Origin of the sequence: Gordonia zhaorongruii (assembly GCF_007559005.1) — a bacterium.
Taxonomy (GTDB): Bacteria; Actinomycetota; Actinomycetes; order Mycobacteriales; family Mycobacteriaceae; genus Gordonia; species Gordonia zhaorongruii.
Window position 1 is genome coordinate 1,295,685 of the sequence record NZ_CP041763.1, and the last position, 14,070, is coordinate 1,309,754.

At 68.3% G+C, this 14,070-nt stretch carries 12 protein-coding genes; 7 read left to right on the top strand and 5 right to left on the bottom strand.

The features are described 5' to 3' along the window. Positions 1–42: 42 nt before the first annotated feature. The 4 genes from FO044_RS05945 (at position 43) to FO044_RS05960 (ending at position 5,252) form a co-directional block, all read left to right on the top strand. The gene (locus FO044_RS05945; protein WP_132993634.1) at positions 43–1,251 is read left to right on the top strand and encodes a M50 family metallopeptidase; all 1,209 of its coding nucleotides are present in this window, start codon (positions 43–45) and stop codon (positions 1,249–1,251) included. A 96-nt stretch (positions 1,252–1,347) separates the two neighbouring features. Then, on the top strand, positions 1,348–2,532 hold the full coding sequence (gene ispG / locus FO044_RS05950; RefSeq protein WP_132993633.1) for a flavodoxin-dependent (E)-4-hydroxy-3-methylbut-2-enyl-diphosphate synthase: 1,185 nt from the start codon (positions 1,348–1,350) through the stop codon (positions 2,530–2,532). Positions 2,533–2,548: 16 nt separating this feature from the next. Next, a complete protein-coding gene (locus FO044_RS05955; protein WP_132993632.1) occupies positions 2,549–3,397 on the top strand; it encodes a GNAT family N-acetyltransferase in 849 nt (282 codons plus the stop codon). A gap of 49 nt (positions 3,398–3,446) precedes the next feature. Further along, the gene (locus FO044_RS05960) at positions 3,447–5,252 is read left to right on the top strand and encodes a penicillin-binding transpeptidase domain-containing protein (protein ID WP_143965423.1); all 1,806 of its coding nucleotides are present in this window, start codon (positions 3,447–3,449) and stop codon (positions 5,250–5,252) included. A gap of 54 nt (positions 5,253–5,306) precedes the next feature. On the opposite strand, the gene FO044_RS05965 is transcribed toward FO044_RS05960, so the two are convergent. Genes FO044_RS05965 through FO044_RS05975 form a run of 3 tightly spaced genes read right to left on the bottom strand, consistent with a single transcriptional unit; the run spans position 5,307 to position 8,153 of the window. After that, a complete protein-coding gene (locus FO044_RS05965) occupies positions 5,307–6,077 on the bottom strand; it encodes a heme ABC transporter ATP-binding protein (protein ID WP_244945792.1) in 771 nt (256 codons plus the stop codon). Continuing rightward, positions 6,074–7,138 carry a FecCD family ABC transporter permease gene (locus FO044_RS05970; protein WP_132993630.1) on the bottom strand — a complete coding sequence of 355 codons (1,065 nt, stop codon included), beginning with the start codon at positions 7,136–7,138 and terminating at the stop codon, positions 6,074–6,076. Before FO044_RS05970 ends, FO044_RS05965 begins: the two co-directional genes overlap by 4 nt. Next, positions 7,131–8,153 (bottom strand): heme/hemin ABC transporter substrate-binding protein, encoded by a 1,023-nt coding sequence (locus tag FO044_RS05975; protein WP_143965424.1) that lies wholly within the window; start codon positions 8,151–8,153, stop codon positions 7,131–7,133. The genes FO044_RS05970 and FO044_RS05975 overlap by 8 nt, the downstream gene beginning before the upstream one ends. A 193-nt stretch (positions 8,154–8,346) precedes the next feature. On the opposite strand from FO044_RS05975, the gene map reads away from it, so the two are divergent. From map to FO044_RS05990, 3 genes are read left to right on the top strand one after another with little or no spacing between them, the layout of a single operon-like run. Then, on the top strand, positions 8,347–9,210 hold the full coding sequence (gene map / locus FO044_RS05980; protein WP_132993628.1) for a type I methionyl aminopeptidase: 864 nt from the start codon (positions 8,347–8,349) through the stop codon (positions 9,208–9,210). Next, positions 9,207–10,808, top strand: coding sequence for a cobyric acid synthase (locus tag FO044_RS05985; protein WP_244945793.1), 1,602 nt, complete (start codon positions 9,207–9,209; stop codon positions 10,806–10,808). Before map ends, FO044_RS05985 begins: the two co-directional genes overlap by 4 nt. After that, entirely contained in the window at positions 10,777–11,604 is an 828-nt protein-coding gene (locus tag FO044_RS05990) for an alpha/beta fold hydrolase (RefSeq protein ID WP_143965425.1), read from the top strand. Before FO044_RS05985 ends, FO044_RS05990 begins: the two co-directional genes overlap by 32 nt. 6 nt (positions 11,605–11,610) lie before the next feature. Here the strand turns inward: FO044_RS05990 and mtr are convergent, their stop codons facing one another. Together mtr and FO044_RS06000 are read right to left on the bottom strand one after the other, a co-directional pair. After that, the gene (gene mtr / locus FO044_RS05995) at positions 11,611–13,038 is read right to left on the bottom strand and encodes a mycothione reductase (protein WP_143965426.1); all 1,428 of its coding nucleotides are present in this window, start codon (positions 13,036–13,038) and stop codon (positions 11,611–11,613) included. Beyond that, positions 13,035–14,033 carry an alpha/beta hydrolase gene (locus FO044_RS06000; protein ID WP_143965427.1) on the bottom strand — a complete coding sequence of 333 codons (999 nt, stop codon included), beginning with the start codon at positions 14,031–14,033 and terminating at the stop codon, positions 13,035–13,037. The genes mtr and FO044_RS06000 overlap by 4 nt, the downstream gene beginning before the upstream one ends. Between the last annotated feature and the right edge of the window lie 37 nt (positions 14,034–14,070).

The following is a 14,070-nucleotide window of genomic DNA, read 5'->3' on the forward strand; positions in this document are numbered from 1 at the left end:
AAGTCGTGAGTGTCGTGAAGGCGTGAGTATGGAGACGGATTCGTGAGTTTCGTGCTGGGCGTGATCCTGTTCGCGCTGGCGCTGCTGATCTCGATCGCATGGCACGAGCTCGGGCATCATGTGGCGGCGAAGGCGACGGGAATGAAGGTCCGGCGGTTCTTCGTCGGGTTCGGTCCCACTCTGTGGTCCACCCGCGTCGGTGAGACCGAGTACGGACTCAAGGCGATCCCGCTCGGCGGGTTCTGCGACATCGCGGGCATGACCCCGCACGACGAACTGTCGGTGACCGAGCGCGGCCGCGCCATGTATCAGCAGCCGACATGGAAGCGGCTGGTCGTGCTGCTCGCGGGTCCGTTCCAGAATTTCGTCCTGGGCTTCATTCTGATCATCGTGCTCGCACTCGGGTGGGGACTGCCGATCCTGGGCGACAAGCCGGTCCATGCGAGCACGTTGAGCTGCGTCGCGCCGTCCACTGATTCCCAGGGCCGTCTCACCGAGTGCTCGGGTCCGTCGCCGGCCGAGGTGGCAGGCATCCGGTCGGGCGACCGGATCATCGCCGTCAACGGCGACGACGTGTCCGATGCGTCCGACCTCGTGGGCAAGGTCCAGGCGACCACGGGCAGTGTGGGACTGACCGTGGACCGCGACGGTGAGCAGCGCGACATCACGGTTCCGGTGACCAGCGTCCAGCGGATGGTCGAGGATTCCGACGGCCGGGTCCAGTCGGCCCAGGTCGGTGCGATCGGAGTCGGGCTGTCGACCACCTACGTGCAGGAGTACAGCGCGGGCACGGTCCTGGGCGGGTCCATCGCGTTCACCGGCGACATCTTCGTGGAGACCTTCAAGTCGCTCGCGCGCATGCCCGCGAAGGTGAGCGACCTGTGGACAGCGGTCACCGGCGGTGAGCGAGCGGACGATACTCCGGTCAGCGTGGTGGGCGCCTCCCGGCTGGGCGGCGAGGCCGCCGAACGCGGCTACTGGGACATGTTCATCGGGCTGCTGCTGAGCATCAACTTCTTCTTGGGGGCGTTCAACCTGGTGCCGCTGCTGCCGCTCGACGGCGGACACATGGCGATCGCCCTGTACGAGAGGTTCCGCAACCTGCTGCGGCGGGCGTTCGGCAGGTCGGAGGCTGCGCCGGTCGACTACTTCAAACTGCTTCCACTGACGTACGCGGTGGTGGCGGTGATGGGCGCGTTCATGGTGCTGACGGTCACGGCCGACATCGTGAATCCGATCACCGTCTTCTGACCCGGGGCTTCCGCACGCACCACCCGTGCACCACCGATCCTGCCGATCGGGCCGCCCGCCGGTACTGTTGAAAGGCGACTTCGAGGAGTGATTGATATGACGGAACCGACCGGACCTTCTGGTGCCGGACCGCTGGCTGTGGGACTGGGAATGCCCGCCGGTCCACCGCCGGTGCTCGCGCCGCGACGCCAGACCCGCCAGATCCAGGTGGGCTCGGTCGGTGTGGGCAGCGAGCACCAGATCTCGGTGCAGTCGATGTGCACGACCAAGACGCACGAGGTGAACTCGACCCTCCAGCAGATCGCCGAACTGACCGCTTCCGGATGCGACATCGTCCGCGTCGCGTGTCCCCGCCAGGAGGATGCGGACGCCCTGGCAACGATCGCCCAGAAGTCGAAGATCCCGGTCATCGCGGACATCCACTTCCAGCCGAAGTACATCTTCGCCGCGATCGACGCAGGTTGCGCGGCAGTCCGCGTCAACCCCGGGAACATCCGGGAGTTCGACGGTCGGGTGAAAGAGGTCGCCAAGGCCGCTGGTGATGCGGGAATCCCGATCCGCATCGGTGTCAACGCCGGATCGCTCGACCCGCGCATCATGAAGAAGTACGGCAAGGCCACCCCGGAGGCGCTCGTCGAGTCGGCGCTGTGGGAGGCGGGACTGTTCGAGGAGCACGGCTTCGGCGACATCAAGATCTCGGTGAAGCACAACGATCCGGTGGTCATGGTCGAGGCCTACCGTCAACTGGCCGCGCAGAGCGATTACCCGCTGCACCTGGGCGTCACCGAGGCCGGACCCGCGTTCCAGGGGACTGTCAAGTCGGCGGTCGCGTTCGGCTCGCTGCTGGCGGACGGTATCGGCGACACGATCCGGGTATCGCTGTCCGCTCCGCCCGCCGAGGAGATCAAGGTCGGCGACGCGATTCTGCAGTCGCTGAACCTGCGTCCGAGAAAGCTGGAGATCGTGTCGTGCCCGTCGTGCGGTCGCGCGCAGGTCGATGTGTACAAGCTCGCGAACGAGGTGTCCGCCGGCCTGGAGGGCATGGAGGTCCCGCTGCGTGTCGCAGTCATGGGCTGCGTGGTGAACGGTCCGGGCGAGGCTCGGGAGGCCGATCTCGGCGTCGCGTCGGGCAACGGCAAGGGGCAGATCTTCATCAAGGGCGAAGTGGTCAAAACCGTTCCGGAAGCGGACATCGTCGAGACGTTGATCGCCGAAGCGCTGCGTATCGCAGAGGAGTCGGGGGAAACTGAAAGTGGTTCGCCGCAGGTATCGGTGAGCTGAATCTCGGAGGTGGGACGTGCTGCGACTTCTCGGCGGACGCCCGTTGGGGGCGCGCGACACCGATGCGGTCATGCGTGCGCTCGACGCCGATCCGGTCGGGTCGTGCATGGTCGCCGCCCGCGTCGAGGCCTACGGGCTGGCGCCGCGGCTCCTCGGCGGTGAGATGTGGAGTTCGTCCACGCCCGATCGGTCGCTCTGCTTCTCCGGCGCCAACTTGATGGTGCTGAACGCGGACGCAGACGATGACGTCGACGATCTCGATTTCTTCGCGGACCGCGCCCTGTCGATGCCCCGGATGTGCACGTCGGTCGTCGGCGACGCCCCCAAGACACTCGCACTGTGGGAGCGTCTCACGCCGATGTGGGGGCCGCCGCGCGAGGTGCGGGCGGATCAGCCGCTGCTGGCGCTGAAGGGGCCGCCGGCGATCGAACCGGACCCGCTCGTCCGGTTGGTCACCCTGAACGATCTCGACGTGTACTTTCCGGCGGCAGTGGAGATGTTCCGCGGCGAGGTCGGCGCCGACCCCTGTGCGGGGGACGGCGGGCAGTCGTACCGGCGGCGTCTCGCGTCGCTGATCTCGGCGCGGCGGGTGTTCGCCCGCTTCGACGACGACCGCGTGATCTACAAGGCCGAGATCGGCTCCATGTCGCGCAAGGTGGGGCAGATCCAGGGCGTCTGGGTGGACCCCGAATGGCGCGGTCGCGGACTCGGAGCGGCGGGTACCGCGGCGGTGACGGCGGCGATCGCGCGGCAGGGGCGCATCGCGAGCCTGTACGTGAACAGTTTCAATTCGGCTGCCCGGGCCACCTATCGCGCCGTGGGATTCACCCAGGTCGGGTCGTTCGCGACGGTGCTCGTGGATTGAGGGCGCGCTTCGCGTGATCGACCGGTATTGCCGGGTACATTCATCACCGATGAACCTCCGTCGCACTCTCGCACTGATCAGTGCACTCGTACTCGTGGTGACCGCGTCGGCGTGCTCATCGGAGGACGACAGCGCGCGGGAGGCTGCGGAGGAGTTCATCTCGGCGTTCGCCGCCCGCGACTTCGACGCCGCTGCCGGACAGACCACCGATCCGGCCGCTGCGTCGGCGGGCCTGAGATCAGCGTGGGAGGGGCTCGGCGCCACCGGCTTGAGCGCACGTGCCGGGCGGGTCCACATCGATCAGGATGTCGCCGAGGTCGACGTCACCTACGACTGGGAGCTATCGCGCGGCCGGACGTGGGAGTACACGACGAAGATCGCACTGGGCCGCAACGACGTGGGGTGGTCCGTCCGCTGGCGCTCGACGGCGGTCCATCCGAAGCTCGGTACCGATCAGCACCTGCAGCTGTCGGATCTGAGCCCGCCTCGGGCGACGGTCAACGAGTCCGACGGCTCGGAGGTGATGGTCAACGGGATCATCGGGAGCGTGTTCTTCGACGCCGAGGCCGCGGCGGCGGAGGGGGACGTCTTCGATTCGGTGACCCGAACGGTCGCGACGCTGACCCCGGTCGTCCCCGGGCTGCGCGTGCAGACGATCGCCGAGAAGTCGACGGCGAGTGACGAACCGCTGTTCCTCGGTCGGTTGTCGGGCGCCGATACCGAGCGCTTGCGGGAGCAGCTCGCGATTCCGGGCGTGGTCCTGCGCGAGGAATCCGTGCTGGAGCCGCGGAACCCGGGGTTCGCCTCGCCGGTGCTGGCGCGTGTGAAGGACGAGGTGGGAAACGACATCGTCGGTACCGCCGGGTGGCGGGTCGCCGTGGTGAACCCGAGCGGGCTGGTGGCCGACGTCGTCTCCACGCACCGGAGCGTCCCGGCACCGGCTGTGTCGTTGACGCTGTCGAGGACGGTCCAGGACGCCGCCCAGCGTGCGGTCAACGCCGTGCAGGGAAAGCAGGCGATGACCGTCGCGATTCAGGCGTCGACCGGCAAGATCCTGGCGATAGCCCAGAACCCGGAGGCCGACGGACAGGGGCTGCCCGCGACAACCGGGCAATTCCCGCCGGGATCCACGTTCAAGATGGTCACCTCGGCGGCCGCGATGAACGCCGAGATGAGCAACCCGGACGCGCTGGTGCCGTGCCCGGGGGAGATCACGATCGGTGACCGCACCATCCCGAACTACAACGGCTTCGCCCTCGGCACGGTTCCGCTCACGCAGGCGTTCGCGGCATCGTGCAATACGTCGTTCGCGGATCTGGCCAGCCGAATGGGACCGTCGGATCTGGCGCACGCGGCGGCCGCGATGGGACTGACGGCCCAGTACACCGTGCCCGGCCTCGACGTGCAGACCGGCTCAGTGCCGATCGAGCCCGATCTGGTGATGCGCACGGTGGACGGGTTCGGTCAGGGCACCGTTCTCGCGAGCCCGCTCGGCATGGCGACGGTGGCCGGCGCGGCCGCGGCCGGAAAGCCGCCGGTGCCGCAGCTGATGAACGATCGTGAGACGAAGGTCGAGGGCCCGCGGCCCCCGCTGGATGAGAGCGTGTACGCGCGGCTGCGCGGCATGATGCGCGCCGTGGTGACCGGGGGAACGGCGACCTCGATCGCCGGTCAGGGTGAGGTGTTCGGCAAGACCGGTGAGGCCGAGGCTGCGGGCGGGTCGCACGCGTGGTTCGCGGGCTACCGGGGCGACATCGCGTTCGCCACGCTCATCGTGCTCGGCGGCGACTCCACGAACGCGGTCAATGTGACCGCCGATTTCCTCTCCGGAGTTCCGGTCGACTACCGGCCGTGAACGCCCGTCGAGAGGAACTGATGCGGTCCACCCCGCACACAGGAGAACTGAGACTCAGCGGCGGGGGACGACCATGCGCTCCCCGGTGTCCGGGTGGTCGAACACCATTACCGGGTGATCGTAGGTCCGCGACAGCAGGTCGGCGGTCATCACCTCGGGGACCTCGCCGCTGTCGAGGATCTCGCCGTCCTTCATGACGGCGACGCGGTCCGCGTAGGCGGCGGCGAGCGAGAGGTCGTGCACCACGAGCAGCACGGTGGCACCGGCGCGGGCGCGGGCCCGCAGGATGGACATGACCTGCTCGCTGTGGGCGATGTCCAGGGCCGCGGTCGGCTCGTCGAGGAGGAGGACCGGAGTGTCCTGGGCCAGCGCGCGTCCGAGTGAGACTCGCGCCTGCTGTCCGCCGGAGAGATGGGAGAACGGCCGGTCGACCAGGTCCTGCAGTTCGCAGAGCGCGATGGCCTCCTCGACGATCTCGGCGGAACGCGCCGCCTCGGGTGTCCGCGTCCACGGAAACCGGCCCATCTCGACGACCTCGCGGACGGTGAACGGCGTATCGACCCGGTTGGTCTGCGTGACCAGGGCACGTCGGCGTGCCAGTTCGTGGGACCCGATGCGGCGGACGTCGTCGTCGCCGATGTGCACCCGGCCATCGGCGGGAGCGCGCAGTCCGGCGATCACGGAGAGCAGCGTCGATTTGCCGCAGCCGTTCGGGCCGACGAGCGCCAGCAGCTGCCCCGGGGCAGCGTCGAGGTCGACGCCGGACACCACCGTCCGGCCACCGCGGTCGACGCTGATCGCGCGTGCGCGCACGGCGGCGGTCACCAGCCGGCCCCCGCGTTCCGGCGACGCAGGAGAAGGAAGAACGCCGGGCCGCCGATCAGCGACGTCAGCATGCCGAGCGGGAGTTCGCCGTCGGTCATCGTGCGGGCGGCGAGATCGGCGGCAGCGACGACGAGGGCGCCGCCGATGGCACTGGCGGGCAGCAGGACCGCGTGCCGCGGGCCGACGAGGAGCCGCATGACATGAGGGACGATCAGGCCAACGAACATCAGGATGCCGGTGAAGCTGACCGCGGCCGCGGTGAGGATCGCGACCAGCACGATCACCTGCCGTCGCACCACTTCGACGTTGACGCCCAGCGATGCCGCCTGCACCTCGCCGAGTGCGAGCAGATCGAGTTTGCGCACCAGAACACAGCCTGCGGCGAGCGCCGCGACCACCAGCGGCGCCACGATCTTCACCTGGTCCCACGAGATGTTGCCCGCGAGCGATCCGAGTTGCCAGAACACGATCTGCTCGCGCGCTGCGGTGCTGGCGACGTAGGTGAGGTAGGCGATCACGCCGAGCGCGAAGGCGTTGACGGCGATACCGGTGAGCACCAGCATCACGGTCGATGACGAACCGTCGCGCATGCTCAGGGTGTAGACGGCTGCAGTCGTCAGCAGGCCGAACAGCCCCGCCGCGCCTGCAACGGCCCACCCGTTGGTACCCGTGCCGCCGATCACGATCATCAGGCACGCGCCGATCGCGGCACCGGACGAGATGCCGATGATGCCGGGCTCGGCGAGTGGATTGGCGAGCATGCCCTGGAGGAGGCAGCCGGCGGCGCCGAGGGCGACCCCGACCAGAAGGCCGAGCAGGATGCGCGGGAAGCGGGTGATCCAGAGTGCGTTCTCGCCGTTCGGATGACTCGGCAGCGGTCCGATGTCGAGGTGCCAATGGTGCGCGATGGAACCGAGGACCTCGACGGGAGAGACGTGGACCGATCCGGTGCCCGCCGAGATCACGACGATGACCCCGAGGAGGACGAGCATCGCGGCGCAGACCCAGAACACGCGGCTGCGCGCGATGGAGACGAGAGCCGGTCCCTTCACCTCACGCATAGACTGCCTCGGCCAGCGCCTGGAGGACGAGTCCTGAGTCCGGACCGAACATAAGGATCTGCGTCTCGTCCATGGCGACGATTCGCTGGGCCCGTCCCGCCCGGGTCTCGGCGACGGCGGGGAGCGCGAGCACCTCGTCCAATCCGCCGACCGAATCTGCGCCCTGGGTCATCACGAGGATCACGTCCGGATCTGCTCGCATCATCTTCTCGGTGCTGACCTGGGTGAACGGGGCGGTCAGGCCGGCTTCGGTCCCGGCGTCCACCCCGCCGAGGTTCCTGATGAGGTCGTCGGCTCCGGAGCGCGGACCCGCGAGGAGGATGAGGTGCTCGCCGCGGACGTAGAGGAACGCGATCGTCGGATCGCCCGACGGCGTCGGGATGTGCCGTTTCGCCTGTGCGATCTCCGACTGCGTCCGCGCGACCAGCTTCTCGCCGGCGACGGGAACGCCGAGGGCCGCCGCGACATCGCGGATGAGTTTCGCCGACCCGGCGACGGACCGTTCGGACGTGAACCGGACGACGTCCATCCCGGCGTCGCGCAGCGCTCCCACCGCGTTGGCGGGGTTGGCGTCGGTACCGGTCAAGACGATCGTGGGGGAGGCGTCGAGAACTCGTTCGGTGTTGATGGCGTGCCCGGTGTCGGTGACCACCGGCAACCGTGCCGCAGACGGGAAGGTAGTCGACCGGTCGCGTCCGACGACGTGCGGACCGAGGCCGAGCGCGAACACGATGGTGCCGAGGGTGCCGTTGCGGTCGAGGGCGATGATGCGGTCGGCGCGCGGTGCCGGGGTGGTGTCGGCGACCACCGGCACCACGTCGGAGCGGGCGATCCGCGCAGTCGTCGGACCCGAGCGCAGCGGCGCAGCCGACTCGGAGTGCAGGGCTCCGGTGTCGATCGGCGCAGTGGTGCATCCGGCGAGTGAGGCGGTGGCGACCGCGAGGACTGCGGCGAGGACGACCACGAAGGTGCCCGGGAACCGAGTACGCACTCGGGCGCGCGGAGTCTCGGTCACCGGGGGCCCTGCCTGTCTGCGAGTGTGCACTGATCGTTGTTAGGAGTACCTTACTAGCGGTTCGGATCTCGCAATCGAGGGGACCGCCGTTGCGGCGGGTGCCCGCTGACGGCGTCGGCACGAGGAGACGGTCGGCGTCGGCACGAGGAGACGGTCGGCGTCAAACGAACTGGCGGCATGAAACAATCGGACCATGACTGTGCGCGCTCCTCTGACTCCCGGCGTCGTCTCGCCGATCCGGTCCGTCCCCGATGCGATCGAGCGGCCGGAGTACGTGTGGAAACCGACCGCTCAGGAAGGCAACGAACCCTGGGTGCAGACCCCGGAGACGATCGAGAAGATGCGTCTTGCGTCCAGGATCGCCGCCAACGCCCTCGCGGCGGCGGGACGCGCCGTCGCACCGGGCGTCACCACTGACGAACTCGACCGAGTGGCTCACGAGTACATGGTCGAGCACGGCGCCTACCCCTCGACCCTCGGCTACCGGAGCTTCCCGAAGTCGTGCTGCACATCGCTCAATGAGGTGATCTGCCATGGGATTCCGGATTCGACGGTGGTCCAGGACGGCGACATCGTGAACATCGACGTGACCGCCTACATCGACGGCGTGCACGGCGACACCAACGCCACCTTCCTGGCCGGGGACGTGTCGCAGGAGCACCGGGACCTCGTCGACCGGACCCGGATCGCGACCGAACGCGCTATCAAGGCCGTGAAGCCGGGGCGGGCGCTCAACGTGGTCGGCCGGGTGATCGAGGCGTACGCGAACCGTTTCGATTACACCGTGGTCCGCGACTTCACCGGCCACGGGATCGGCGAGACGTTCCACAACGGGCTGATCGTGCTGCACTACGACCAGCCCGGTGTCGAGACGATCCTCGAACCCGGCATGGTCTTCACCATCGAGCCGATGATCAACCTCGGCGGACTCGAGTGGGAGATGTGGGACGACGACTGGACCGTCGTGACGAAAGACCGGAAATGGACCGCCCAGTTCGAGCACACGCTGGTGGTCACCGATTCCGGCGCTGAGGTCCTCACCCTGCCCGACGAGTGACCGCGACACGCGTGGACGGCTCGGGAGGCCCGGGCGGCGCGCTGCTCGTCGGGGGTACGAGCAGTGACGCGGGCAAGAGTCTGATCGTCGCCGGACTGTGCCGCGCGCTGGCCCGCGAGGGCGTGTCGGTTGCGCCGTTCAAAGCGCAGAACATGTCGAACAACTCGGCGGTCACGCTCGACGGCGGCGAGATCGGACGAGCGCAGGCCTTGCAGGCCGCGGCGTGCGGACTCGAACCGGACACCCGGTTCAATCCGGTGCTCCTCAAGCCCGGCAGCGACCGCCGATCGCACGTCATCGTTCGCGGACGGCCGTACGGTGACGTCGGCGCCGCCGACTACCACGCCAGGCGGGCCGAACTGGCAGACGTCGTGGCCGATGAGCTGGCGTCGCTGCGGCGCGACTACGACGTGGTGATCTGCGAAGGTGCCGGGTCGGTCGCCGAGGTCAATCTGCGGGCTACGGATATCGCGAACATGGGACTCGCGCGAGCGGCGCACCTGCCCGTCCTGCTGGTCACCGACATCGACCGAGGCGGCTCGCTGGCTCATCTCTTCGGCACCGTCGCCCTTCTCGAGCCGGCTGATCAGGCACTGGTGGCGGGATTCGTGATCAACAAGTTCCGCGGCGATCCGGCACTGCTGACGCCGGGCCTCGACATCGTCGCCGAACGAACCGGACGCCCGACTCTCGGTGTCCTCCCGTATGCGTCCGGACTGTGGATCGATGCCGAGGACTCGCTGGCGTCTCCGGTCGGACAGCGCGTCGGTGAAGCGGGTCTCGGTACCGGCGGCGCACGGCTGAGCGTGGCGGCCATTCGGCTGCCCCGCACCTCGAACACGACCGACGTCGAGGCGCTCGCCTGCGAACCGGATGTGGACGTCGTCTGGGTCGACGATCCGGCGGCGGTGAGCGCCGCGGACCTGGTCGTGGTGCCGGGAACCCGGGCCACCGTCTCCGATCTGGCGTGGCTGCGCGCGCGGGGCATCGGTGACGCCCTCGTCGAGCGGGCCCGGCGCGGACGTCCGGTGCTGGGCGTGTGCGGCGGATTCCAGATGCTCGCGCGCACCATCGACGACGGCGTCGAAGCGGAGCAGGCGGGACGTGTCGACGGCCTCGGAATCCTGGACGTGGACGTCGAGTTCCGGGCGGATAAGACGCTCCGCCGGTTCACCGGTGCTGCGTTCACGCACGCCGGTGGCGAGGGGACCGTGCCGGTGACGGGTTACGAGATCCATCATGGTGTCGTGGCGCGCAGTGACGAGCAGGCGTGGCTGGTCGACGCCGAGACCGGTCCGGAAGGCGCTCGGTCGGGTCCGGTGTACGGAACGCACTGCCACGGAGTGCTCGACAGCGACGGGTTCCGTCGGCGGTTCCTGCGGGAGGTCGCGGCGACGGTGGGCCGGGCCGATTTCACTCCGGGTGCCGGGGTGTCGGCCGCAGCCGAACGTGAGCGACAACTCGATTCGATCGCCGACCTGGTCACGGCGCACGTCGATATGAACAGTGTCCACAGATTGCTCCGCGATGGTGCACCGATCCTCCCGTCCGTCATATCCTTGTTGGATGGAAACCGAGCACCTGAAAGTCGACTATGACGGTCTGACGTTCGATGTGAAGACCAGCGGACCTGCACGCGGGCCCTGGGTGGTCCTGCTGCACGGCTTCCCCGTGGATTCACGTTGCTTCGACCTGGTCATCCCGCGCCTGCACGACGCAGGACTGCGGACCGTCACCATCGACCAGCGGGGCTACAGCCCCGGGGCCCGGCCGGAGAGCGTCGAGGACTACCGACTCGACAAGCTGACCGGTGACGTTCTCGGCGTACTCGGGCATCTGAACATCGCCTACTCGATGGTGGTCGGTCACGATTGGGGCGGAATCGTCGCGTGGCAGCTCGCGGCCAAGCATCCGGAACGGTTCACCGGTCTGGTGGCCGTGAGCACCGGGCATCCGTCGGCGATGCGCGACGCGTTGCAGCTCGGTTCAGACCAGCGCGAGCGGTCGTCGTACATCGAGAAGTTCATCGATCCCGGCGCGGAGGAGATGCTGTCCGCGCGCGAGGGCGTGCTGCTGCGCCGGAGCGGTGTCACCGCGGACGAGATCGCGCCGCTGCTCGAGCCGGGGGCGCTGACCGGACCGCTCAACTGGTATCGCGCCAACTTCACCGGCGATATCGCGGAGACCCTCGCATGCCCGCCGGTCGAGATTCCGACGACCATGCTGTGGAGCGACGGCGACTCGGCCCTCGGTCGGGAGCAGGCCGAGCTCAGCGGCCGGTACGCCTACGGCGACTTCCGGTTCTCCACCATCACCGGAGTGGACCATTGGGTTCCGCAGAAGGCTCCCGAGGCCGTCGCCAGCGAGATCTCGCTGCGGTCGTCCTGGTTCTGAGTCTGCCTACACCTCGAGTCCCAGGAGCGCGTTCTCGAGGACCTCGGGCAGCGCCGGGTGAATCCAGTACTGGCCGCGCGCCATCTCGGGTGCGGTGAGTCCGAAGCTCATCGCCTGGATGGCCGGCTGGATGATGCTCGAGGCCTGCGGACCGATGATGTGTGCGCCGAGGATGCGGCCGGTGCCGCGTTCGGCGATCAGCTTGCACAGCCCCGTCGTGTCCTCCATCGCCCACCCGTATGCGACGTCACCGTAGTCCTGCACTTTCACCGTGATGTCCAGACCCTGCTCGCCAGCCTGGCTCTCGGTGAGGCCGACGTAGGCGACCTGGGGATCGGTGAACACCGCGGCGGGCACGAACCGGTGATCGAACGATTCGAGGGAGTCAGCGTCGAAGCCGGCGAGGAGGTTGCGCTGCACGACGCGCTGCTCGTGGTTGGCGACGTGCTTGAGCTGGTACGGAGAGCTGACGTCGCCGAGTGCCCACACACCGTGCGCCGGTGTGCGCCCGTACTCGTCGACCGGCACGCGTCCGTCGTCGGTGAGCGCGATGCCGATCGTCTCGAGAGAGAGCTTGTCGCCGTTCGGAGTCCGTCCGGTGGCGACCAGGAGTGCGTCGGCGTCGATCGTGGCGCCGTCCGCGAACTCGAGTCGCACCCCGGCGCCGCCGTCATCCCCGGGCAGTGCGGACGCGCCGGTCACGTCGGTGTTCAGGTGCACGTCCCACTGCGTCTGGGACACCTCGGTGAACCGGCCGCTGATGTCGGAGTCGAGTGCGCGGAGGAGCTTCGGTCCGCGGGCGATGACCGACACCCGGGTGCCGAGGGAGGAGAAGACGTGGGCGAACTCCGACGCGATGTAGCCGCTGCCGATGATGACGAGCCGATCGGGCAGTGCGGGGAGCCGCATGACGTCGTTGTTCGTGTAGTAGGGGACTCCGGCATCGGCGATCGCATCGGGTATCGAGGGCCGAGCGCCTGCGGCCAGGATCACCTGCGTCGCCAGCACCTCATCGCCCGCGTCGGTGACCAGACGGTATCGACCGTCGTCGGCTCGCCCGTCGAACCGGACGTGACTCTCGTAGACGGTGATGTTCTCGCAGCGGTTCACGCGGTACTCGCGACCGCCCGCCGATATCGGGTCGACGCGGCCGAACACGCGCGCAACGATCGCCGGCCAGTCGACGGAGTCGATGCGGCCGTGGACGCCGTACTTCGCGGAATCCGCGATCGCGTCGGCGACGTCGGACGCGTACACGAACATCTTCGTCGGGATGCAGCCGACGTTCAGGCACGTGCCGCCGTACACGCCCTCCTCGAAGATGGCGATAGACGTGGAGTCGAACCGGTCGTCGGGGATCGAATTGCCGCTCCCGGTGCCGATGATGGCCAGATCCACTGACCGGGGACCGGTTGTCGCGGAATTGTCGGTCATCGTTCGAACTCGCTTTCCATCCAGGAGTCGACCTCGGCGTACGCCTGTTCGCGTGCGGCCGGGATCGAGAGGAACACATCGTGACGGGCGTCGGGGACTGCGACGGCCAGCACTCGCTCGCCGATGCAGCCCGACCATTGGGCGATCTGCTTGACGTCGAGCACGCAGTCAGCAGTGTCGACGGCGGGTCGGTAGGCGGCGGCGAAGTGCGACTTGTCCGATCGGAGCAGCAATGCGGGCACACCGATGTTCAGACCGGCATGCAGAGCACCCTGGCCCGCCCGGACCGCGGCCAGCCAACCGAAGGTCACCGGGAACCCGCCGAGCGGCTTCCGGACCAGGTCGTAGGTCCATTCCCCGTGGCTGTCGCTGTGCAGGCTGTGTCCGTACGCCTCGGAGAGCTCACGGGGAACGTGCTGCTTCCCGCGTATGGCGCCGATCGCGGTGATCAGCTTCGTAACCGGCGCCGTGCGAAGCACGGCCTCACCCTGCAGGTCGAGCCACGGGCTGTTCAGGACCAGCCCGACGATGTGCCCGTGCCGTTCGGGATCGGTGGTGCGCATGCGGTCCAGCCACAGGGGTGTCACCAGCCCGCCGGTCGAATGAGCTGCGACGATCACTCGCGGCGAACCGCCTGCGGCGCTCACCTCATCGGTCACGATGTCGAGAGCCTGATTCAATTCCTCGTCGTAGTACCGAAGGTCGGTGATGTAGTGCGGTTGATGATGCGGTGACAGGGATCGGCCGCATTTGCGCAGATCGAGCGCGTAGAAGGCGTAACCGCGGGCGTGGAAGTAGTCGGCGATGCCGGTCTGGAAGAAGTAGTCGGTGAACCCGTGCACGTACAGGACCGCGCCGCGCGGCTCGGCAGGACTCTCACCTCGCCGCACCAGGTGGGCCGAGATCGGGTCTTCGCCGTCCGGGTCTGCGGCGAGCGGAATGGTGCGGACTTCGAAGCCGTCGAGGAGCTCGTCGGGACGCCAATCAGTGATCACGAGCCCAGCCTAATGCGTTGTCTCACGGGACACATTT

Excerpts from the sequence above, each read along its gene's own strand:
- FO044_RS05990 (WP_143965425.1), top strand. The coding sequence starts at position 10,777 with ATGGAAACCGAGCACCTGAAAGTCGACTATGACGGTCTGACGTTCGAT.
- mtr (WP_143965426.1), bottom strand. The coding sequence starts at position 13,038 with ATGACCGACAATTCCGCGACAACCGGTCCCCGGTCAGTGGATCTGGCC.
- FO044_RS05960 (WP_143965423.1), top strand. The coding sequence starts at position 3,447 with ATGAACCTCCGTCGCACTCTCGCACTGATCAGTGCACTCGTACTCGTG.
- ispG (WP_132993633.1), top strand. The coding sequence starts at position 1,348 with ATGACGGAACCGACCGGACCTTCTGGTGCCGGACCGCTGGCTGTGGGA.
- map (WP_132993628.1), top strand. The coding sequence starts at position 8,347 with ATGACTGTGCGCGCTCCTCTGACTCCCGGCGTCGTCTCGCCGATCCGG.
- FO044_RS05970 (WP_132993630.1), bottom strand. The coding sequence starts at position 7,138 with ATGCGTGAGGTGAAGGGACCGGCTCTCGTCTCCATCGCGCGCAGCCGC.